The organism is Streptomyces mobaraensis NBRC 13819 = DSM 40847 (genome assembly GCF_017916255.1).
GTDB classification, from domain to species: Bacteria; Actinomycetota; Actinomycetes; order Streptomycetales; family Streptomycetaceae; genus Streptomyces; species Streptomyces mobaraensis.
Map to the genome: position 1 here is coordinate 7,137,319 of NZ_CP072827.1, position 20,172 is coordinate 7,157,490.

The 20,172-nt window shown below is 74.3% G+C and carries 20 protein-coding genes; 18 read left to right on the forward strand and 2 right to left on the reverse strand.

All coding sequences use genetic code 11. The annotated features are described in order from the left end of the window. Nucleotides 1–2: 2 nt before the first annotated feature. From J7W19_RS30830 to J7W19_RS30905, 15 genes are all read left to right on the forward strand, one after another. Nucleotides 3–344 (forward strand): TcmI family type II polyketide cyclase, encoded by a 342-nt coding sequence (locus tag J7W19_RS30830; protein WP_004948219.1) that lies wholly within the window; start codon nt 3–5, stop codon nt 342–344. Next, on the forward strand, nt 341–1,612 hold the full coding sequence (locus J7W19_RS30835) for a beta-ketoacyl-[acyl-carrier-protein] synthase family protein (protein ID WP_004948216.1): 1,272 nt from the start codon (nt 341–343) through the stop codon (nt 1,610–1,612). The genes J7W19_RS30830 and J7W19_RS30835 overlap by 4 nt, the downstream gene beginning before the upstream one ends. Beyond that, nucleotides 1,609–2,826, forward strand: coding sequence for a ketosynthase chain-length factor (locus J7W19_RS30840; protein ID WP_004948214.1), 1,218 nt, complete (start codon nt 1,609–1,611; stop codon nt 2,824–2,826). Before J7W19_RS30835 ends, J7W19_RS30840 begins: the two co-directional genes overlap by 4 nt. Nucleotides 2,827–2,869: 43 nt before the next feature. Further along, nucleotides 2,870–3,154: an acyl carrier protein gene (locus J7W19_RS30845; RefSeq protein ID WP_004948211.1), complete on the forward strand. Its 285-nt coding sequence runs from the start codon at nt 2,870–2,872 to the stop codon at nt 3,152–3,154. 31 nt (nt 3,155–3,185) lie between these two features. Further along, a complete protein-coding gene (gene fabG / locus J7W19_RS30850) occupies nt 3,186–3,968 on the forward strand; it encodes a 3-oxoacyl-ACP reductase FabG (RefSeq protein ID WP_210455416.1) in 783 nt (260 codons plus the stop codon). Nucleotides 3,969–4,000: 32 nt separating this feature from the next. Then, nucleotides 4,001–4,948 (forward strand): aromatase/cyclase, encoded by a 948-nt coding sequence (locus J7W19_RS30855; protein WP_004941006.1) that lies wholly within the window; start codon nt 4,001–4,003, stop codon nt 4,946–4,948. Nucleotide 4,949: 1 nt separating this feature from the next. Then, the gene (locus J7W19_RS33290; protein ID WP_004941009.1) at nt 4,950–8,219 is read left to right on the forward strand and encodes an FAD-dependent oxidoreductase; all 3,270 of its coding nucleotides are present in this window, start codon (nt 4,950–4,952) and stop codon (nt 8,217–8,219) included. A 23-nt stretch (nt 8,220–8,242) separates the two neighbouring features. Continuing rightward, entirely contained in the window at nt 8,243–8,833 is a 591-nt protein-coding gene (locus J7W19_RS30870) for a nitroreductase/quinone reductase family protein (RefSeq protein ID WP_004941012.1), read from the forward strand. A gap of 27 nt (nt 8,834–8,860) precedes the next feature. Beyond that, nucleotides 8,861–9,226: an antibiotic biosynthesis monooxygenase family protein gene (locus J7W19_RS30875; RefSeq protein WP_004941015.1), complete on the forward strand. Its 366-nt coding sequence runs from the start codon at nt 8,861–8,863 to the stop codon at nt 9,224–9,226. A gap of 102 nt (nt 9,227–9,328) precedes the next feature. Continuing rightward, on the forward strand, nt 9,329–10,057 hold the full coding sequence (locus tag J7W19_RS30880) for an SDR family oxidoreductase (RefSeq protein WP_004941019.1): 729 nt from the start codon (nt 9,329–9,331) through the stop codon (nt 10,055–10,057). 99 nt (nt 10,058–10,156) lie between these two features. Next, complete coding sequence (locus J7W19_RS30885) at nt 10,157–11,794, forward strand: MFS transporter (RefSeq protein ID WP_004941023.1); 1,638 nt, start codon at nt 10,157–10,159, stop codon at nt 11,792–11,794. A gap of 30 nt (nt 11,795–11,824) precedes the next feature. Further along, on the forward strand, nt 11,825–13,330 hold the full coding sequence (locus tag J7W19_RS30890) for an FAD-binding oxidoreductase (RefSeq protein ID WP_004941026.1): 1,506 nt from the start codon (nt 11,825–11,827) through the stop codon (nt 13,328–13,330). Nucleotides 13,331–13,342: 12 nt separating this feature from the next. Beyond that, nucleotides 13,343–13,849: a cupin domain-containing protein gene (locus J7W19_RS30895; protein WP_004941028.1), complete on the forward strand. Its 507-nt coding sequence runs from the start codon at nt 13,343–13,345 to the stop codon at nt 13,847–13,849. A 24-nt stretch (nt 13,850–13,873) separates the two neighbouring features. Then, complete coding sequence (locus J7W19_RS30900; RefSeq protein ID WP_004941030.1) at nt 13,874–14,422, forward strand: flavin reductase family protein; 549 nt, start codon at nt 13,874–13,876, stop codon at nt 14,420–14,422. Between the two features lie 47 nt (nt 14,423–14,469). Further along, nucleotides 14,470–14,880 (forward strand): nitroreductase family deazaflavin-dependent oxidoreductase, encoded by a 411-nt coding sequence (locus J7W19_RS30905; protein ID WP_004941033.1) that lies wholly within the window; start codon nt 14,470–14,472, stop codon nt 14,878–14,880. Nucleotides 14,881–14,889: 9 nt separating this feature from the next. Here the strand turns inward: J7W19_RS30905 and sigJ are convergent, their stop codons facing one another. Then, nucleotides 14,890–15,891, reverse strand: a complete 1,002-nt coding sequence (gene sigJ, locus J7W19_RS30910) for an RNA polymerase sigma factor SigJ (protein WP_004941037.1) — start codon at nt 15,889–15,891, stop codon at nt 14,890–14,892. Nucleotides 15,892–16,126: 235 nt separating this feature from the next. Here sigJ and J7W19_RS30915 point away from each other — a divergent pair, with 235 nt between their 5' ends. Both J7W19_RS30915 and J7W19_RS30920 read left to right on the forward strand, forming a co-directional pair. Beyond that, nucleotides 16,127–16,756 carry a hemerythrin domain-containing protein gene (locus J7W19_RS30915; protein WP_004941039.1) on the forward strand — a complete coding sequence of 210 codons (630 nt, stop codon included), beginning with the start codon at nt 16,127–16,129 and terminating at the stop codon, nt 16,754–16,756. Between the two features lie 243 nt (nt 16,757–16,999). Continuing rightward, nucleotides 17,000–17,968 carry a helix-turn-helix domain-containing protein gene (locus J7W19_RS30920; RefSeq protein ID WP_004941042.1) on the forward strand — a complete coding sequence of 323 codons (969 nt, stop codon included), beginning with the start codon at nt 17,000–17,002 and terminating at the stop codon, nt 17,966–17,968. Nucleotides 17,969–18,054: 86 nt separating this feature from the next. On the opposite strand, the gene J7W19_RS30925 is transcribed toward J7W19_RS30920, so the two are convergent. Next, on the reverse strand, nt 18,055–19,341 hold the full coding sequence (locus tag J7W19_RS30925; RefSeq protein WP_004941044.1) for a cation:proton antiporter: 1,287 nt from the start codon (nt 19,339–19,341) through the stop codon (nt 18,055–18,057). Between the two features lie 582 nt (nt 19,342–19,923). Between J7W19_RS30925 and J7W19_RS30930 the strand changes: the two genes are divergently transcribed. Beyond that, nucleotides 19,924–20,124 (forward strand): hypothetical protein, encoded by a 201-nt coding sequence (locus J7W19_RS30930; RefSeq protein ID WP_004941046.1) that lies wholly within the window; start codon nt 19,924–19,926, stop codon nt 20,122–20,124. Nucleotides 20,125–20,172 lie beyond the last annotated feature (48 nt).

Here is a 20,172-nt window from a genome sequence, read left to right on the forward strand (position 1 = left end):
CCATGCACAGCACCCTCATCGTGGCCCGGATGGACCCGGCATCATTCGGCGAAGTGTCCCGGATCTTCCGTGAGTTCGACGAGACCGAGCTGCCGGACGCCATGGGCACCCGGCGCCGCGAGCTCTTCCACTACCGGGGGCTCTACTTCCACCTCCAGGACTTCGACGCCGACCACGGCGGCGCGGCCGTCGAGCGGGCGCGCGAACACCCGCTCTTCGTCAAGGTCAGCGAGGACCTCAAGCCGTACGTCACGGCCTACGACCCGGACACCTGGCGCTCGCCCGCCGACGCCATGGCCACCCGCTTCTACCACTGGGACGGCACGCAGGGGAGCGGTCGGTGAGCGGCACCCGCGGGGGGCGCCGCGCCGTCATCACCGGGATCGGGGTGGTGGCGCCCGGCGCGGTCGGCACCAAGGAGTACTGGAGCCTGCTCAGCGCCGGCCGCACCGCCACCCGGGGCATCACCCTCTTCGACCCGGCCGGGTTCCGCTCCCGGGTGGCGGCCGAGGTCGACTTCCGCCCCGAGGAGCACGGGCTCGGCCCCCAGGACGTCCGCCGGATGGACCGGGCCGCGCAGTTCGCGGTCGTCGCCGCGGCCGAGGCCCTGGCCGACGCCGGGCTGGCCCCCGGCGAGGCGGACCCGCACCGCACCGGCGTGACCATCGGCAGCGGCGTCGGCGCCACCATGGCGCTCGACCGCGAGTACCGCGTCGTCAGCGACGGCGGCCGGCTGGAGGCCGTCGACCACACCTACGCCGTCCCCCACCTCTACGACTACTTCGTCCCCAGCTCCTTCGCCGCCGAGGTGGCGTGGTCGGTGGGGGCCGAGGGCCCGACGACGGTCGTCTCCACCGGCTGCACGTCGGGGCTCGACTCGGTGGGGTACGCGACCGGCCTGATCCGGGAGGGCGCCGCCGACGTCATGGTCGCCGGGGCCGCCGCCGCGCCCATCTCGCCGATCACCGTCGCCTGCTTCGACGCCATCCGCGCCACCACCGCCCGCAACGACGACCCGGAGCACGCCTCCCGGCCGTTCGACCGCACCCGCGACGGCTTCGTGCTCGGCGAGGGCGCGGCGATCTTCGTCGTCGAGGAGTACGAACGGGCGCGGCGCCGGGGCGCCGCCCCGCACGCCGAGATCGCGGGCTTCGCCACCCGCAGCAACGCCTACCACATGACCGGACTCCGCGCCGACGGCCGGGAGATGGCCGAGGCCATCACCCGGGCGCTCGACGAGGCGCGGATCGCCCCGGAGACCGTCGACTACGTCAACGCGCACGGCTCCGGCACCCGCCAGAACGACCGCCACGAGACGGCCGCGTTCAAACGCAGCCTCGGCGCGCACGCGTACCGGACGCCGGTCAGCTCGGTGAAGTCGATGATCGGCCACTCGCTCGGGGCGATCGGCTCCCTGGAGATCGCCGCGTCCGTCCTCGCCATCGCGCACGACGTCGTCCCGCCCACCGCCAACCTCCACGAGCCCGACCCCGAGTGCGACCTCGACTACGTCCCCCTGCAGGCGCGCGAGCACCCGACCGACACCGTGCTCACCGTCGGCAGCGGCTTCGGCGGCTTCCAGAGCGCCATGGTCCTGCGGAGCGCCGCATGACCGCCGCCACCGTCGTCACCGGGGTCGCCGTCGCCGCCCCCAACGGGCTGGGCACGGCGGCCTATTGGCGGGCGACGCGGGCCGGCGCCGGCGGCATCCGCCCGATCCGCAAGTTCGACACCTCGCGCTATCCGGTCACGCTCGCCGGCGAGGTACCGGACTTCCGCCCCGAGGAGCACCTGCCGAGCCGCCTCCTCCCGCAGACCGACCACATGACCCGGCTGGCGCTCGTCGCCGCCGACCAGGCGCTCGCCGACGCCCGCGTCGACCCCACCGCGTGGGACCCCTTCGCCATGGGCGTGGTGACGGCCGGCTCCTCCGGCGGCTTCGAGTTCGGCGAACGCGAACTGCGCAACCTGTGGAGCAAGGGCGGCCAGTACGTCAGCGCCTACCAGTCGTTCGCCTGGTTCTACGCCGTCAACACCGGCCAGATCTCCATCCGCAACGGCATGCGCGGCCCGTGCGGGGTCGTCGTCTCCGACCAGGCCGGCGGGCTCGACGCGCTCGCCCAGGCCCGGCGGCTGATCCGCGGCGGCACCCCGCTGGTGGTCTCCGGCGGCGTCGACGGGTCCATCTGCTCCTGGGGGCTGGTCGCCCAGATGGCCGGCGGCCGGCTGTCCACCGCCACCGACCCGGACCGCGCCTACCTGCCCTTCGACGCCGCCGCGGCCGGACACGTGCCCGGCGAGGGCGGGGCCCTCCTCGTCCTGGAGGACGCCGACTCCGCCCGCGACCGCGGCGCCCGGACCTACGGCGAGATCGCCGGGTACGCCGCCACCTTCGACCCGAGACCCGGCACCGGCCGCCCACCCGGCCTGCGCCGCGCCATCGAACTGGCCCTGGACGACGCGGGCCTCGCCCCCGCCGACATCGACCTCGTGTTCGCCGACGCGGCGGCCGTGCCGGAGCTCGACCGGATCGAGGCGGACGCCCTCGCGGCCGTGTTCGGCCCCGGCGGCGTACCGGTCACCGCGCCCAAGACCATGACCGGGCGGCTGCTGTCCGGCGCCGCCCCCCTCGACGTCGTCACCGCGCTGCTCGCGCTCGCGGACGGCGTCGTCCCGCCCACCGTCAACGTCACCCCGCTGCCCGGGTACGGCCTCGACCTCGTCGTCGGCGCGCCGCGGCCCGCGCGGCCGGGGACGGCGCTCGTCCTCGCCCGGGGACACGGTGGCTTCAACTCCGCCCTGGTCGTCCGGCGCGCGGGGGCGTAGCGGACGGCCGCGACACAGCACCGCGGACGCAACGGAGGAACGCATGACCACGCACGAGCACGCCCGGTTCACCCTGAACGACCTGAAACGCATCCTGCGCGAGGCGGCCGGCGAACAGGAGGGCACCGGCCTCGCCGGTGACATCCGCGCCCTCACCTTCGAGCAGCTCGGCTACGACTCGCTCGCCCGGCTGGAGGCCGGCGGGCGCATCGAGCGCACCTACGAGGTCGCCCTCGACGAGGAGTGCCTCAACGACACCACGACCCTCGGCGAGCTGCTCGCCACCGTCAACCGGCGGATCACCGAGGCGCACCCGGCCCGGTCGTGAGCGCCCTTCCGACGACCCTTCGAGGAGCACCATGGCACAGAACAGGCGCGTCGCCCTCGTCACCGGCGCCACCTCCGGCATCGGCCTGGCGGTGGCCCGGCGACTGGCGGCGCGGGACCACCGCGTGTTCGTCTGCGCCCGCTCGGCGGACGCCGTGCGCACCACGGCGGAGAAGCTGCGGGCCGAGGGCCTGGACGTCGACGGCACCGCGTGCGACGTCCGCTCGGCCGACGCGGTCCGGGCCTGGGTCGGGGCCGCCGTCGACCGGTACGGGACGGTGGACGTCCTCGTCAACAACGCCGGCCGCAGTGGCGGCGGCGTCACCGCCGAGATCCCCGACGACCTCTGGCAGGACGTCGTCGACACCAACCTCACCGGCGTCTTCCGCGTCACCCGCGAGGTGCTGAACCGCTCCGGGATGCGGGAGCGCGGCTGGGGCCGGATCGTCAACATCGCCTCCACGGCCGGCAAGCAGGGCGTGGTGCTCGGCGCGCCCTACTCGGCGTCCAAGCACGGGGTCGTCGGCTTCACCAAGGCCCTCGGCAACGAACTCGCGCCCACCGGCGTCACCGTCAACGCCGTCTGCCCCGGCTACGTCGAGACCCCCATGGCCCAGCGCGTCCGGCAGGGCTACGCGGCGGCGTACGGCACCACCGAGGACGCCGTCCTGGAGCGGTTCACGGCCAAGATCCCGCTCGGCCGCTACTCCACCCCCGAGGAGGTCGCCGGCCTCGTCGACTACCTGGCCTCCGACACCGCCGCCTCCATCACCGCACAGGCCCTCAACGTCTGCGGCGGCCTCGGCAACTTCTGAGCCCGCCCGGCCCCTCCCGGAAGGAGACACCGATGACGGAGCCGGAGACCCGCGAGGCGGAGCACGGCATCACCGTGGCGGCACCCGCCGCCGACGTCTACGCGCTGCTGGCGGACGTGGAGAACTGGCCGCTGCTGTTCCCGCCCACCGTGCACGCCGAACGGACCGAACGCGTCGGCGCGTCGGAGCGGATCCGCATCTGGGCCACCGCCAACGGCACGGCCAAGACCTGGACCTCGCTGCGCCTGCTCGATCCCGTACGGCGGCGGATCGAGTTCCGCCAGGAAGTGCCGGCGCCGCCCGTGGCGGCCATGGGCGGCACCTGGCTGGCCGACCCGCTGTCACCCGCCACCACCCGCGTCACCCTGCGCCACCACTACCGGGCCGCGGACGGCGACCCGGACGGCCTCGCCTGGATCGAGGCGGCCGTCGACCGCAACAGCCGCGCCGAACTGGCGGCCCTCAAGGACCACGCCGAGTCCGCCGCCGGAACGCCGGACGGACGCGTCCTGGACTTCGAGGACACCGTCCGGATCGACGGCGAGGCCAAGGACGTCTACGAGTTCCTCGACCGCGCCGACCGGTGGGCCGAACGCCTCCCGCACGTCGCCGCCGCCACCGTGGCCGAGGACACCCCCGGACTCCAGCGGCTCCGCATGGACACCCGCGCCCCGGACGGCACCACGCACACCACCGAGTCGGTGCGGGTCTGCTTCCCGCACCACCTCATCGTCTACAAGCAGACCACGCTGCCCGCCCTGATGAGCCTGCACACCGGCCGGTGGCGGCTGGAGCGGGACGCGGACGGCACCCTCGCCACCTCGCGGCACACCGTCGTCCTCGCGACGGAGAACATCACGCGCGTCCTGGGGGAGGACGCCGGTGTCCCCGAGGCCGCCGCGTACGTCCGGGAGGCCCTGAGCGCCAACAGCAGGGCCACCCTGGGCCGCGCCAAGGAGTACGCGGAAGGCCGGCGGTGACGTGACCGAGCCCGTACGCCATGCCACCGATGTCGTCGTCGTGGGCGCCGGGCCGGTCGGCCTGGCGCTCGCCGTCGAACTGCGCCTGGGCGGCGCCCGCGTCACCGTCCTGGAACGGCTGCCCGCGCCGACCGGGGAGTCCCGGGCCTCCACCCTGCACGCCCGCACCATGGAACTCCTCGACCAGCGCGGCCTGTCGGCCTCCCTGGGCGCGCCGTCGCGCCAGTCCGCCGGCCACTACGCGGGGCTGCCGCTCGACCTGAGCGGCCAGCCCTCGCCGTACGCCGGCCAGTGGAAGGTCCCGCAGACGCGCCTGGAGGCCCTGCTCGCCGAACGGGCCGCCGCCCTCGGCGCCGACGTTCGGCGCGGCCACGACGTGCGCGGGCTGCGCGAGACCGGGGACCGGGTCGAGGTCGAGGCGGTGGCCGGCGGGCGGACCGTCCGGTGCGCCGCCGCGTACGCCGTCGGCTGCGACGGCGAGCGGAGCACCGTCGCCGCCCTGGCCGGCTTCCGCTTCACCGGTTCCGAGGCCGGGCGCGAGCTGCTGCGCTGCGACCTCACCGGCGTCACCGTCCCCGACCGCCGCTTCGAGCGGCTGCCCGGCGGACTCGCCGTCGCCGCCACTCGCGACGGCGTCACCCGGATCATGGTCCACGAACACGGCCGCGCGCCCGCCGCCCGGCCCGGCGCCCCCGAGTTCGCCGAAGTGGCCGCCGCCTGGCGGCGGGTGACCGGCGAGGACGTCACGGCCGGCACCCCGCTCTGGGTGAACGCCTTCGGCGACGCCTCCCTCCAGGCCGACCACTACCGGCGCGGCCGGATCCTGCTGGCCGGCGACGCCGCCCACCGGCAGCTCCCGGTCGGCGGACAGGCCCTCAACCTCGGCCTCCAGGACGCCGCCAACCTGGGCTGGAAGCTGGCCGCCGCCGCGTGCGGGCGCGCCCCCGCCGGGCTCCTGGACACCTACCACGACGAGCGCCACCCCGTGGGCCGTACGGCGCTCGACCACATCGCCGCCCAGGCGCTGCTGCTCCTCGGCGGCCCCGAGGTGGACGCCGTCCGCGAGATCCTCGGCGAACTCCTCGGCCACCGCGCCGTCCGCGACCGGCTGGCCGCCCGCGCCGGCGGCCTCGACGTCCGGTACGGCCCCGACGACGGCCACCCGCTCACCGGGACCCGGCTCACCCCCGCCGACCTGACGCGCGCCACCGGCACCCCGGAGGCCGCGGACCTGCTGCGGCGCGCCCGGGGCGTCCTCCTCGACCTCTCCGGCGACCCACGCCGCGCGGACGGGCTCGCGGACCTGGCGGGCGACCGGGTGGGGCTCGTCACCGGGCGGACCCCCGTCGGCGCGGAGACCGTACTGCTGCGCCCGGACGGCCACGTGGCCTGGGCGGGGGACCGGACGGCGGATCCGCGGCCGGCGCTGGAGCGGTGGTTCGGCGGGGCCGGGAGCGCGGCGGCGGCCCGCGGTCCGGCGGCGGCGAGGACCACGGCGGCGGCCCGCGGCCCGGCCGAGGCCCCCGGCCCCACCGCCAAGGAACGGAACAGCCAAGTCGACGAGAGAGGCGGGCCCATGCCCAGCAAGCTCAAGGAACCCGGCCGGCCGGCACCCTCCGGCCCGCCGCGCCCGTGCGACGTCCTGATCCTCGGATCGGGCCTCGCCGGCACGGTCAGCGCGGCGATCCTCGCCCGCCAGGGCGCCGAGGTGGTGCTGGTCGACGCGGCCCAGCACCCCCGGTTCGCCATCGGCGAGTCGATGACGCCGCAGCTGGTCGAGTGGCTGCACATCCTCAAGTCCCGCTTCGACGTCCCCGAGATCGGCCATCTGCTGGACACCCGGGCCGTGCACCGGAACCTCGGCCCGCGGCACGGCCGCAAGCAGAGCTTCGGCTTCATCCGGCACGAGCCGGGCGCGGAGCCGGACCCGGAGGAGGCGACGATGTTCGTCATCCCCCGGATCCTCACCCAGGCCAGCCACCTCTACCGGCAGGACACCGACCAGCACTTCTTCAACATCGCCGCCCGCTACGGCTGCGTCACCCGGCAGAACTGGCGCGCCCGCGACCTGGACTTCGACGACGACGGGGTCACCGTCACCGGCCAGAACGGCGAGGTGTTCCGCGCCCGGTACCTGATCGACGCCAGCGGCTTCCGCTCGCCCCTCGCGGAGAAGTTCGATCTCCGGGAGGACCCCTGCCGCTTCAAGCACCACTCGCGGTCCCTGTTCACCCACTACGTCGGCGTCAAGCCGTTCGACGAGGTCTCGCACCACCCGCGCAGCCTGCGCCCGCCGGCGTCCTGGCACGCCGGCACGCTGCACCACATGATCGAACGCGGCTGGTTCTGGATCATTCCGTTCGACAACGTCAAGGGGTCCACCAATCCGCTGTGCAGCGTGGGACTCACCATCGACCCCCGCCGCTACCCCAAGCCCCGGGACCTGACGCCGGAGGAGGAGTTCGACTCCTTCCTGGAGCGCTACCCGGCCGTCCGGCGGCAGTTCGCGGGCGCCCGGCGGGTGCGCGAGTGGGTGTCGACCGAGCGGCTGCAGTACTCGTCGAAGCGGTCGATCGGCCACCGCTGGTGCCTGATGTCGCACGCGGCCGGTTTCATCGACCCGCTGTTCTCCCGCGGCCTGTCCAACACCTTCGAGGTCGTCTACTCGCTGTGCACCCGCATCGTCGCCGCCCTCCGCGACGACGACTGGTCGGAGGAGCGCTTCGGCTACGTCGAGGAACTGGAGCGCGGGCTGCTGCGGCGCAACGACGAGCTGGTCAACAGCTCCTTCATCGCCTTCGAGCACTTCCGCCTCTGGAACGCGGTCTTCCGGGTGTGGGCCGGCTGGCTCACCCCGGGCGCGATGCGGCTGTACGACGCCCGGGCACGCTACGAGGCCGACGGCGACGAGCGGCACCTGACCCGCCTGGAGACGGTCGACCACCCCGGACTGTGGTGGCCCGAGCCGGAGTTCAAGAACGTCCTCGAACTCACCGCCGAGGTCTGCGAGAAGTACGAGTCCGGGACCATGACCGGTGACGAGGCCGCCGACGCCGTCTTCGCCGCGCTCGACGGCAGCGAGAGCCTCAACCCGGTCTTCGGCTTCAAGGACGACGAGTCCACCCGCTTCGTCTACCCGAGCACGGCGACGGTGGCCCGCTTCGTCCACTGGGCCGCCCGCACCTGCACCGACACCGAACTGCGCGACGTCAGCCGCTCGTTGGCCGCCGGCGCCGCACGCTCCCTGCTCAAGGGCAGGAAGCCGCTGTAGTGCGGCGGAGAGGAAGCAGCCCCATGCCCGAGAACACGTCGGAGAAGCTCGCGCCCTGGTCGCGCGGCACGGCGCGGATGGAGGGCGCCAACGTCCTCGTCCGGTCGTTCACCCGGCTGAACGTCTACCTCTACTCCAAGCCGCCGTCGAAGACGGCGAAACGGATCAACCGGGCGTTCCTGAACCTCAACATCCACCTCTACCGGCGGTCCCAGGGCCGGATCCTCGGCCGCTTCGGCCGTCTCGACGCCATGCTGATCACGACCACCGGCCGCCGGACGGGCCTCTCCCGCACCAACCCGGTGGGCTACGTCTACGACCGCGGCCGCTACTACGTCTGCGCCGCGCCCGGCCACTTCGACGTCCCCGGCGGCCCCCGGGCCAGTCAGCCGGCCTGGTACCTCAACCTGCGGTCCGACCCCCGGGCGACGGCCGACATCGGGCCGGAGCGGGTGGCGGTGACCGCGCGGATCCTGGAGGGGGAGGAACGGGACCGGATGTGGGACCGCTTCGTCGCCGTCTTCCCCTTCATCGCGGAGTTCCAGAAGCGGGTGCGGCACCGGCTGCCCGTCGTGGAACTGACCCCGGACGACCTCGCGCCCCGGCCCCTCTGACCCCTTTCGACCGGAAGGAAGAACACCGTGCGACTTCAGGACCAGGACCCCACCACCCCCTTCCCCGTCCAGCTCAAGGAACGGACCGGTCCGATCACGCTGGTCAACACCTTCGTCGTGCCGGAGGAGCACGCGGAGCGGTTCGAACGGACGTGGCGCGAGGACGCCGGCTTCATGAAGGCCCAGCCCGGGTTCATCTCGACCCAGCTGCACCGGGGCACCGGCGGCAGCCGGCTGTGGCTGAACGTCGCCGTCTGGGAGTCGACCGAGGCGCTCCACGCGGCCTTCTCACGGCCGGAGTTCCAGCGGGCGCGGGCCGCGTACCCGGACGGAATCACCGCCTCCCCGCACATCTACGCCAAGGTCGCCGTCGAAGGGATCTGCGTGGCCTGACGCGACGGCTGTGCCCCGGCCCGTCCGCTGGCTACCGTCGTCAACTCCCGCACACGACAACAGATTCGGCGGGGTCGGCGGAGTCAACGGAGGAGATGGGACATGGCAGTCCAGAGAGCGGCGCTGGTCACCGGAAGCTCGCGCGGCATCGGCCGGGCGGTGGCCGAACGGCTGGCCGCCGACGGCGCCGGCGTCATCGTCAACTACCGCGCCGACGAGGAGGCCGCCGCGCGGGTCGTGGACGGCATCGAGCGCACCGGGGGCCGGGCCGTCGCGGTCCGGGCGGACGCCACCGACGCGGCGGGGATCCGCGCGCTGTTCGAGGCCGCCGAACGGCACTTCGGCGGCCTCGACGTCTTCGTCGGCAACGTCGGCGTCAGCCGCTTCGGCCCGCTGGCCCGGGCCACCGACGAGGACTTCGAGCTGCACTTCACCGTCAACACCCGGGCGACGTTCCTGGGCTTGCGGGAGGCGGCCAACCGGCTGCGGGACGGCGGCCGGATCGTCGTCGTCTCCACCGGCATCACCCGCACCCACCGCCCGGGCGCGGGCGTCTACGCCGCCAGCAAGGCGGCGTGCGAGGCCATGACGCTGGTGCTGGCCGAGGAGCTGGGCCGGCGGGGGATCACGGCCAACTGCGTCCTGCCCGGGCTGACCCGGGACACCGGCGCCCCGCTGCCCGCCGACGTGGCGGCGGAGAACGTGGCGCGGACCCCGCTGGGACGGCTGGGGGAGCCCGCCGACATCGCGGACGTCGTCGGGTTCCTGGCGTCCGACGCGGCCCGCTGGGTGACCGGACAGGTGATCGGGGCGGGCGGCGGCCGGTTCTGACGGGCACTCCCGCTCCGCCCCGTCCGGGATGTCACACCCGTGACCGCCTCACCACTCCTGGGATCGAACAACCACATCTCATGTTGAAGGGGAAGGCTTGTGTTCCGGAAGTGGAAAGGCAATCCGTGGGCGATCCTGACGGTCCTGTGCCTCGGGTTCTTCATGACCCTGCTCGACCTCACCATCGTCAACGTCGCGATCCCGGACATCACCGATGACCTGGACACGTCCCTCGACGTGATGCTGTGGATCCTCAACGCCTACACGCTGGTGCTCGCGACGCTGATCATCACGGCGGGGCGCCTGGGCGACCTGCGCGGCAAGGGGAACCTGTTCCTCGCCGGCGTGGCCCTGTTCACCGCCGCCAGCCTCGCCTGCGGCCTGTCCCAGGACGCGGCGCAGCTCATCGCCTTCCGCGCGGTCCAGGGCGCGGGCGCGGCGCTGCTCATCCCGCAGACCCTGTCGATCATCGCCGAGGTCTTCCCCCGGGAGAAGCGCGGCAAGGCGCTCGGCATCTGGGGCACGGTCGCCGGCGTCTCCGGCGCCGCCGGGCCGGGGCTCGGCGGGGTGATGGTCACCCATCTCGACTGGCGCTGGGTCTTCTACATCAACCTGCCCATCGGCCTGTTCGTCCTGCTCATGGGCGCCTCGGTGATGCCGAAGGCCGGACGCGTGGTGCGGCACCGCTTCGACCTGCCGGGCGTCGTCCTCGCCTCCGCCGCCCTGTTCGGGCTGACCTACGGCCTCACCGAGGGCGAACGCTACGACTGGAACGGCTGGATCTGGAGCCTGCTCGCCGCCTCCGCCGTCCTCCTGCTGGTCTTCCTCGGCTACGAGCGGGGGCGCCAGGACGCCGAGCCGCTGCTGCCGTTCTCCCTCTTCCGCGACCGCAACTTCTCCGTCGTCAACTTCATCGGCGTCGCCGTCTCGTTCGGCGTCATCGCGATCCTGCTGCCCACCACCATCTACCTCCAGTCCGTCCTCGGCTACAGCGCCCAGAGGACCGGCCTCGTCATCATCCCGCTGGCCCTCGGCTCCATGGTCACCGCCGGTCCGGCCGGCATCCTGTCGGAGAAGTTCGGCGGGAAGTACGTCCTCACGGCGGGGCTGGCCATGTTCGGCGCCGGGGTCACCTGGATCCTGCTCGCCGCCGACCCGGACGGCGGCTGGGGGCCCATCGCCGGCGCCCAGTTCCTCGCCGGGCTCGGCGCGGGCTGCACCTTCGCGCCCATGGGCTCCGAGGTCGTCCGCAACGTCCCGGTCCACCTCACGGGCGCCGCGTCCGGCGTCAACAACGCGCTGCGGCAGGTCGGTTCGGCCCTGGCGGCGACCGTCGTCGGCGCCGTCCTCCAGGCCCAGCTCGTCACCGCCCTCCGCGACCAGGCCGCCCGGCAGGCCGACGCGCTGCCCGAGCAGTACCGCGAGGGCTTCGTGAAGGGCTTCGCCAAGGCCGGCGAACAGGGTCTGAACATCGGTACCGAGCAGACCGCCCAGGTGCCGTCCGGCGTGCCCGACGACGTCGCCCACCGCATCGGCGAGCTCTCCGCCAAGGTCTTCGGCCACGGCTTCGTCGACGCCCTGCACCCCACCCTGTGGGTCTCGGCCGGCGTCCTGTTCCTCGGCTCCCTGACCTGCCTCCTGCTCAAGGGGGGACCCGCGCCCGCCGGCAGCGCCCACGGCCTGCCCGTGGACGAGGAGGAGACCCCCGGCCCGCAGAGCGCGGTCGTCCACAACTGACCGACGGCCCGACCGAGAGGATTCGACCCGATGATCGGCCGAAGAGCGGTGCTGGGCGCCGCGACCGCCGTCCCCGCGGCCCTCGCGCTGCCCGCCGCCCGCGCGGGCGCCCGCGACGGCACCCCCTGGGAGCGCCTCCGCCGCCATCTGCGCGGCGACCTCGTCCTCCCCGGCGACCCCGGCTACGCCACGGCCCGGCAACTGGACCTCGCGCAGTTCGACGGCGTCGCCCCGCGCGCCGTCGCCTACTGCGCCGGGCCCGAGGACGCGGCGCTGTGCCTCGCGTTCGTCCGGGACCACCGGCTGCCGCTCGCCGTACGCAGCGGCGGGCACAGCGCCGGCGGCTACTCCACGACCACGGGACTCGTCCTCGACGTGTCCCGGCTGAACCGGATCGCCCTCGACGGCCGCACCGTCACCGTGGGGGCCGGCGCGCAGAACGTCGACGTCCTCACCGCGCTGGCCCCGCACGGACTCGCGGTCGTCGGCGGCGCCTGCCCGACCGTGGCGGCCGGCGGCTTCCTCCAGGGCGGCGGCCTCGGCTTCCTCACCCCGCGGTTCGGCATGGCCTGCGACGCCCTGGAGTCGGCCGACGTCGTCCTCGCCGACGGGCGGACGGTCACGGCCTCGGCGACCGAACACCCCGACCTGTACTGGGCCCTGCGCGGCGGCGGGGGCGGCAACTTCGGCGTCGTCACCTCGTTCACCCTCCGGCCGGCCGCCCTGTCCCAGGTGTCCACGGCCCGGCTCGGCTACGCGTACGGGAACGCGCTCGACATGCTCGACGGGTACGCGCGCTGGCTCGCCGACGCGCCCCGCGCCATCGGCGGCGCCGCGGTCGTCGGGCTCGCCGACGCGGCGCCCGGCACCCCGCCCGTCCCCTGGATCATCCTGGTGTCGACCGGAGGCCCCGCGCAACTGGCGGCCGAGGCCGACCGGTTGGCGTCGCTCACCGGCGCGCCCGCCTCTCGCGACCTCGCCACGCTGCCGTACCGGGACCTCATGCTGGGCGTCTACGGCTGCGCCGCCGGGCCCGTCGAGGAGTGCCACCGGACCGGCACGTCGCCCCAGGGGAGGCTGCCCAGGACGGCTTACGCGGTGGAGCGCAGCCGGCTGTTCCGCGACCCGATGCCGCGCGACGGCTGGGCCCGGCTGCTGGCCCTGTTCGACACCGGGCGGACGGCCGGGGAGAGCCACCAGCTCCAGGTGCTGCCGCTCGGCGGGGCGGTGGGGGACCTGGGCCGGGGGGACACCGCGTTCGTCCACCGCGACAGCCGGTTCACCGCCAACGTCCAGGCGTTCGCGCGCCAGGGGCCCGTCTCCCGGGAGCGGGAGGACGGCATGCGGCGGTGGGCCGACGCCGGTTTCGCCGTCCTCGACCCGCACTCCGCGCGGGAGACGTACCAGAACTTCGTCGATCCCGCGCTGCGGGACTGGCGGCGGTCCTACTACGCGGAGAACCTGCCGCGGCTCACACGGATCAAGCAGGGCCACGACCCGTACCGGGTCTTCACGTTCGCGCAGGGAATCGCCTGAAAGGGGACCGTCATGACGGAGCGGCCGGACGCGGGGGCGCCACGGGAGAAAGTCGTCCGCAAGGCGGACGTGGAGCCCATCACCTGGGGCGGCGAGGAGTCCGCGCGGATCCTGCTGGGCGCCCGGGACACCGGGGGCCTCTACTCGTACTACGAGGTCTCCGTACCGCCCGGGCAGGGCTCGGTGTACCACCTGCACCACCGCATGGACGAGTGCTTCCACGTCACGGAGGGGACGTTCGAGATCACGGTCGGCGACCGGGTGCACCGGGCGCCGGCCGGGACCGTGGTGTTCGGCCCCCGCGGGGTGGCGCACGCCTTCCGCAACACCGGCGCGGACACGGGCCGGATGCTGTGCACCGCGACGCCCGGGGGCATCGAGGCGTTCTTCGAGGACCTGCGGGACCTCGTGGCCTCCTACCCGCCGCCGCAGTGGGCCAACATGCGCCAGCTCGCCGCCGTGCACGGGATCGTCGCCTACGCGCCCGAGGGCGCGCCGCTCGCCGACGACGCCCTCTGACCCTTCCGCCTGTGAGGAGTTCCCATGTCACCCCCGGAGGACCCGGCCGTCCCCCGCACCCGACCGGTCGACGCGCGGATGCTGCGGACCGTCTGCGGCCTCTTCGTCACCGGCGTCACCGTGATCACCAGCGGCCGGGACGGCACCGCCGGCGGCACCACCGTCAACTCCTTCACCTCCGTCTCCCTCGACCCGCCGCTCGTGCTGTTCTGCCTGCACAAGCGGTCGCGGCTGCGGCCCGTGGTCGAGGAGAGCGGGGCGTACGTCGTCAACTTCCTCGCCGGACAGCAGGAATCGCTGGCCCGCTCCTTCGCCGCCCGCGACGCCGGCGCGATGCGGAGCGTGACCAGCCACCCCTCCGTCACCGGGGTGCCCGTGCTCAGCGAGGCCCTGGCCTTCCTCTCCTGCGAGCTGGCCGACACCTTCGACGGCGGGGACCACGCCATCTTCCTCGGCCGGGTCGTCCAACTGGGCGTGCCCCGCGAGAACCAGGAACCCCTCGTCTTCTTCCGCGGCACGCTGGGCGCGCTGGAGGAGGAGGCCGCGGGCCTGCACCCGATCTTCGACGGATGACCGGCGCCCCCGGCACACCGCGAACCTCCACGGAAAAGGAGCCGCCCATGGCCCCCACGACGTCCGCCCCCACCGCCCGGCGGCGGCTCGCCCGGTTCAACCGCGCCGTCGCCAACCGCGTGGTCGCCCCCGTCCTCACCCGGCTGCCCGGCTTCGGCACCGTCCTGCACCGGGGCCGGAGGTCGGGGCGCCCCTACGCCACTCCGGTCAAGGTCTTCCGCGCCGGGAACGCGTACGTCATCTCCCTGCCGTACGGGCCGCGTTCGGACTGGGTCAGGAACGTGGTCGCCGCCGGGGGCTGCGAACTGGTCACCCGCGGCCACCGGGTGCGCCTCACCGCGCCCCGGCTGTACGTGGACCGGGTCCAGACCGGGATCCCGGCCCCCGTCCGCGCCGTGCTGAAGCGGCTCGGCTGCTTCGACTTCGTCGAGCTGCGTCCCGCGTCCGCGCGGCGCTGACCCGGCGGGTCAGTCGGGGCGGCCGGCCTCCGCCCCCTGCTCCGGCCCGTCGCCGTCCTCGGCGCGTGGGATCCGGGTCAGCTTGTCGGGGTTGGTGACGGCGTAGATGCCGCGCACCTGGTCGCCCCGGGTGTTGAGGTCGAGGACGAGGACGACGTACGGGGAGTCCTCGGAGAACACCACGGCCGCCGGGTCGCCGTTGACCGCCCGGTAGCGGACGTCCAGTTCGCCGGGGCGGCGGCCGGCGTAACCGGCGAGGAGCCGGACGACCTTGTCCCGCCCGGTGACCGGCCGCAGCCCCGCGGCCCGCACCTTGCCCCCGCCGTCCGTCCACATGGTGACGTCCGGCGCCAGGATCTCCATCAGGTCCGACAGGTCCTCGCCGAGCGCCGCCGCCAGGAACCGCTCGGTGACCTGCCGCTGCACCTGCGGATCGGCCTGGAAGCGGGGCCGCCGGGCGTGCACGTGCTCCCGCGCCCGGTGCGCCAGCTGCCGGACGGCCGACGGCGAGCGGTCCAGGATGGCCGCGATCTCGGTGTGGGCGTACCCGAACACCTCGTGCAGCACGAACACGGCCCGCTCCAGCGGGCTGAGCGTCTCCAGGATCACCAGCAGCGCCATGGACACGGACTCGGCCCGCAGCGCCCGGTCGGCGGCGTCCACGGTCTCCGTCGACTCCGGCGCGTGGGTGAGCAGCGGTTCCGGCAGCCACGAGCCGACGTACGTCTCCCGGCGGTTGGTGAGCGTCGCCTGCCGGGCCAGCGCCTGGTTCACCGCGATGCGCACCAGGTACGCGCGGGGGTTGTCGATCGGCTCGGCGCCCCGCCGGCGGCTCCGCCGCTCCCACGCCAGCCAGGTCTCCTGGAGCACGTCCTCGGTGTCGGAGACGCTGCCGAGCATGTTGTAGACGATCGAGAACAGCAGCTCCCGGTAGCCGACGAAGACCTCCGTGGTCTCGTCGTCCGCCGGGGCGCCGAAGCCGGAGGCCCCGGACGTCGGCCTGTCGGACATGCGCGGACCTCCCGTGTGACGCGTTCACCGACTGGGATGCCGTCCGCCGCCCCGGATGTGACACCGATCCGCGCGCTTCCGGGAAATGTGGCATGTGTCACAACCCTGTGCGGCCGTGTCACATCCGGCCGCGCGCGGGGCCTCCTCCTTGTGACTCCCCAAGCCCTCGAGGCTCCTCATGACGTCCCCCTCCGGCATTCCGAAGAAGAACGCGCGACGAAAGGCACACCACACCATGGCAGCTGAGCGGAAGACGCCGCTGGACTTCACCAACATGTACGCGACGCACGACGCGTTCCGGCGCGACCTCGACCGGCTCGTCACGGCCGTGGAAGAGGGGCGGGCCGGCTCCGCCGGCGTGCGCGCGGGCTGGGAGAACTTCAAGAAACAGCTCCATCTCCACCACACCGTCGAGGACGCCGAACTGTGGCCCCGCGTGAAACGCGCGGTGACCGGACGTCCCAAGGACCTCGCCCTGATGGCCGAGATGGAGGCCGAGCACGCCGAACTGGACCCGCGGCTCGACGCGGTGGACGACGCGCTCGCCCGCGGCCGCGCGGACGGGCTCGCCGAGCTGGTCGGCGCCCTGTCCACCGTCCTCCGCGACCATATGGAGCACGAGGAGAAGAGCGCCCTGCCCCTGATCCAGGAGGTGCTGACGGCCAAGGACTGGGACGCCTTCCGCGGCGGCATGGCCCGTGCCCAAGGGCCGCGCGGCGCGGCCGTCTACGTCCCCTGGGTCTGCGACGGCGCGCCGGACGAGGACCGGGACCGGTTCCTGGCCGGCATGCCCGCCCCGGTGCGGATGCTCAACCGGGCCTTCTGGACGGCCGGTTACCGCAAGAAGGGCTTCTGGAAGGGCTGAGCGGCCCGGCGGGCGGTGGCGGACGGCCGGTTCTCCCCGCCGCCACCGCGCCCCCCTCTGGTCCGGCGGCAGCCGACGGCGTACCGTGCGGCGGAAGGGAGACGGGCACCCCCGTGGTCCGTCCCCCGCCCGTACCCGATCGGGTACGACGCCGGCCCGCCCCCAGCATGGGGCGGGAGCGGCGCGGCGGTATTGGACGGATGCGCACTCCCGGGGCGCGCGTCGTCCACGAGGTCTGGGGGGATGGCGCTGAGCACACGGCGGTACGCGCAGCCGTGGGGGAGGATCCTGGTCGCCTCGCGGCGGCCCCACCCCGCCCTCCGCGACACGGTGGTCGAGTACCGGGCCTTCACCATCGACCCGGCGCGGCGGCTGGCGTGGCTGGAGACCCCGATGGCGCTGCCCGCCATCTACCTGAGCATCGGGGAGACCGGCCGGCGGTACGACCCGCCGGGATCGCCCACCGCCGTCTACGCCGCCCGGACCAGCGCGCTCCGGTTCGTCCCGCCCGGCCCGTGGGAGGGCGCCCAGGTGATGCTGACGCTCGACGGCGCCAACCGGCTCCTCGGGCCGCGGCTCTGGGAGTTCGCCGACGTGCTCCCGGACGCCCGGGACGTGCTCGGCCGACGGATGCGCGACATCCCCGAGCGGCTCGCCCACGCCGCCTCCTGGGACGCGCGGTTCGCCCTCCTCGACGAGGTGTTCCTGGGGCTCGACGTGTCGTACGCGGGCCGGGTGCCCGCCCCGCTGGCCTGGGCGTGGGAGCGGCTGCTGCACGACGGCGACGGCACCCGCATCGCCGACCTCGCCCGGGAGACCGGCTGGAGCAGGCGCCGGCTCCAGCAGGCGTTCCAGCGCCACGTGGGCGTGGCGCCCAGGGACGTGGCCTCCATGACGCGCTTCCGCCGCACCCTGGAGACGCTGGTCCGGGCCCCGGCCGGGCTGCCGCACGCCGTCCTCGCCGCGCACTGCGGCTACTACGACCAGTCGCACCTCATCCGTGAGTTCAAGGCCGTCACCGGCCTCACCCCCGGCGCCCTGAGCGCCGCGCCGGTCCTGGTGCACCCGGCCGTCGGCGGTGCCGCGTACCGGCACGCCTCGGTCGTCGTCGGCGACCCCGAGGGGCCGCCGGCCGCCGCCGGTACGGGCGCGCGGGCCCCGGACGCTCCCGGGGCCCGCGCGGCCCCGCCGCCCGCCGGCCTGCCGCGCTAGGCGGCGGTCCTCGGCGTCCGCGTCCGGGGCGGTCTCGGCGTGTGTTCTCGGCGTGGGCGGTGTTCCCGGCCGCGTGTGCGGGCGGCCTAGGCGTCGGCGGCCCGGCCGGACAGCGGGCGCCCGGCCGCCGCCTCGCCGGACGCCCGCTGCGCGGGCGGCCCCGGGCGCCTGCGGTCACGCCGGTCGATGAGCGACAGCAGCGGGCCGGTCATGGCCGTGGTCACCAGGGCCATGACGACCATCAGCGAGTACAACGGCCCGTCGAGCAGCCCCAGTTCCATGCCCACGCCGAGGATGACGAGCTCGGTCAGGCCCCGGGTGTTCATCAGGGCGGCCAGGGTCGCCGACGGGCCGCCGGCCAGGCCCTGCGACCGGGCTCCGACGTAGGTGCCGCAGAACTTGCCGCCTATCGCCACGGCCAGTATGGCCAGGAGTTCGACGATCCCCTGCGCCCCCACGCCCCGCAGGTCGACCTTGAGGCCGGCCACCACGAAGTAGACCGGCAGCAGGAGGGCGGTCAACTGCTCGGTGCGGCCCGCCAGTTCCTCCCGTATGCGGTCGCTGCCCTCCCGGGGGAGCGCGGCGCCGAACAGGAACGCCCCGAAGATGTAGTGCATGCCCATGGCCTCGGTCGCCGCGGACGACAGGAGCGCGCCGGTCACGGCGACGGCGAAGGCGCGGGAGGTCAGCGCGCCGTCCGGCCCGGCGGGGCCGAGCGCCCGGCGCAGCACCGGCCGCAGCAGCACCAGGGCCGCGATGAACGGCAGCAGGAGCGCCGCCCGCCAGTGCCCCTGCCCGCCCGGGCCGCCGACGGCCGCCTGCACGGCTGCCAGCGCCGACCAGGCGACGACGTCCACGACGGCCGCCGTCGCCAGGGCGAGCCCCCCGGTGTCCGTACGGGCCAGCCCGCGGTCGGTGAGGATCCGCGCCAGGACCGGGAAGGCCGTCACCGACACCGAGAGTCCCACGAACACCACGAACGCGGTCCGCTGGTCGTGGGGGTGCCCCCGCAGCAGGTAGAAGGCGAGCCCCAGTCCCAGGGCGAAGGGCACCAGCGTCGAGCCGAGCGCGGCACCGGCGGTGACGCGGGTGCGGCCGCGCAGGGCCCGGTGCTCCAGCTCCAGCCCGACGGTGAACATGAACAGCGCGACGCCGATGTTGGCGAGCGCCGACAGGAACGGCCGTACGTCGGTGGGAAAGAGCCGGCCGGCCGGGGCCGCCCCCAGCAGGCTCGGCCCGAGGAGCACCCCGGCGAGGATCTCGCCGACGACGGGCGGCTGACCCACCCGCGCGGCGACGGCGCCCAGCGCGCGGGCCAGGACGAAGATCAGGGCGAGATCAAGGAACAGCCATTGGATGTTCTGGCTCGTCATGCACGTTCCCCCGTAGTCAAACCGTGCGGTGAGTGGCTCGCGGGTCAGGCTACCGGCGCGGGGTGGCGCCGAGAATGCCTGGCGCACAAGACTGGGGAAATTCCGGAGCGGTGGGTGAGGGAGAAATCCGGGTGGCGTAGGGGTTTGGTCGAAGCCGTGCGCAGAACGGCCGATCGCCGGGTGGCGGACGTCAGCACGGCCGCGGAAAGTGAAATGCCGCCGGAATGGGGACGATGCCAATCGCTCGGGTGGAGACGTCTCGGCAAAGGGCCTCGCGGGAAGCGGAATTCGCCGGGCAATACCCTTACGGGGGATACGGGAATGCGTTGGCGCGCTCCTCCCGTCACCCCTCTCGGCCAGCGCCGGTCGCCGCCCCCGCAGGAAAAAGGAAGCCGCCGTTCCAGCTTGCTTCCCGGCCGGTAACGGAAGAGGCGCGCAAGCTCTCCGCCACCGCGCCGGGGCGCGGTGCGGTGCCTACGCTGGACGGGAGCGGACGGGAGGTTTCCGCCGCCCCCGCCCGGACAGGCGTACCGGCCAAGCGATCATTCGACAGGCAAGCGATCACTCGACAGGGGAGGCCCGATGACCAAGAACCCCCAGCAGAGTGCCCTGCGGCGCAGCGGCAAGGGCGCCACCAGCCAGGACTCCGCCGTCGCCAAGGCGGACCTCGACCGCGAGGTGGGGCCCGGCGGCCCGGAGCGCGCCCACGGCACCGACAAGGGCACCAAGGGCGGTGGCCGCGGCGGCGGCGTCCCGCCCGGCCAGCGGCCCGACCACCCCTGAGCCCCCGACACCGGAGACCCCCCACCGGCACCGGAGGAAGGAACGCCA

What these genes read in the sequence shown, in the direction of transcription:
- J7W19_RS30915 (WP_004941039.1), top strand. Translation starts at nt 16,127, where the DNA reads ATGGCAGCTGAGCGGAAGACGCCGCTGGACTTCACCAACATGTACGCG.
- J7W19_RS30930 (WP_004941046.1), top strand. Translation starts at nt 19,924, where the DNA reads ATGACCAAGAACCCCCAGCAGAGTGCCCTGCGGCGCAGCGGCAAGGGC.
- J7W19_RS30845 (WP_004948211.1), top strand. Translation starts at nt 2,870, where the DNA reads ATGACCACGCACGAGCACGCCCGGTTCACCCTGAACGACCTGAAACGC.
- J7W19_RS30870 (WP_004941012.1), top strand. Translation starts at nt 8,243, where the DNA reads ATGCCCGAGAACACGTCGGAGAAGCTCGCGCCCTGGTCGCGCGGCACG.
- J7W19_RS30890 (WP_004941026.1), top strand. Translation starts at nt 11,825, where the DNA reads ATGATCGGCCGAAGAGCGGTGCTGGGCGCCGCGACCGCCGTCCCCGCG.
- sigJ (WP_004941037.1), bottom strand. Translation starts at nt 15,891, where the DNA reads ATGTCCGACAGGCCGACGTCCGGGGCCTCCGGCTTCGGCGCCCCGGCG.
- J7W19_RS30905 (WP_004941033.1), top strand. Translation starts at nt 14,470, where the DNA reads ATGGCCCCCACGACGTCCGCCCCCACCGCCCGGCGGCGGCTCGCCCGG.
- J7W19_RS30830 (WP_004948219.1), top strand. Translation starts at nt 3, where the DNA reads ATGCACAGCACCCTCATCGTGGCCCGGATGGACCCGGCATCATTCGGC.
- J7W19_RS30900 (WP_004941030.1), top strand. Translation starts at nt 13,874, where the DNA reads ATGTCACCCCCGGAGGACCCGGCCGTCCCCCGCACCCGACCGGTCGAC.
- J7W19_RS30920 (WP_004941042.1), top strand. Translation starts at nt 17,000, where the DNA reads ATGGCGCTGAGCACACGGCGGTACGCGCAGCCGTGGGGGAGGATCCTG.
- J7W19_RS30925 (WP_004941044.1), bottom strand. Translation starts at nt 19,341, where the DNA reads ATGACGAGCCAGAACATCCAATGGCTGTTCCTTGATCTCGCCCTGATC.
- fabG (WP_210455416.1), top strand. Translation starts at nt 3,186, where the DNA reads ATGGCACAGAACAGGCGCGTCGCCCTCGTCACCGGCGCCACCTCCGGC.
- J7W19_RS30840 (WP_004948214.1), top strand. Translation starts at nt 1,609, where the DNA reads ATGACCGCCGCCACCGTCGTCACCGGGGTCGCCGTCGCCGCCCCCAAC.
- J7W19_RS30880 (WP_004941019.1), top strand. Translation starts at nt 9,329, where the DNA reads ATGGCAGTCCAGAGAGCGGCGCTGGTCACCGGAAGCTCGCGCGGCATC.
- J7W19_RS30895 (WP_004941028.1), top strand. Translation starts at nt 13,343, where the DNA reads ATGACGGAGCGGCCGGACGCGGGGGCGCCACGGGAGAAAGTCGTCCGC.
- J7W19_RS30855 (WP_004941006.1), top strand. Translation starts at nt 4,001, where the DNA reads ATGACGGAGCCGGAGACCCGCGAGGCGGAGCACGGCATCACCGTGGCG.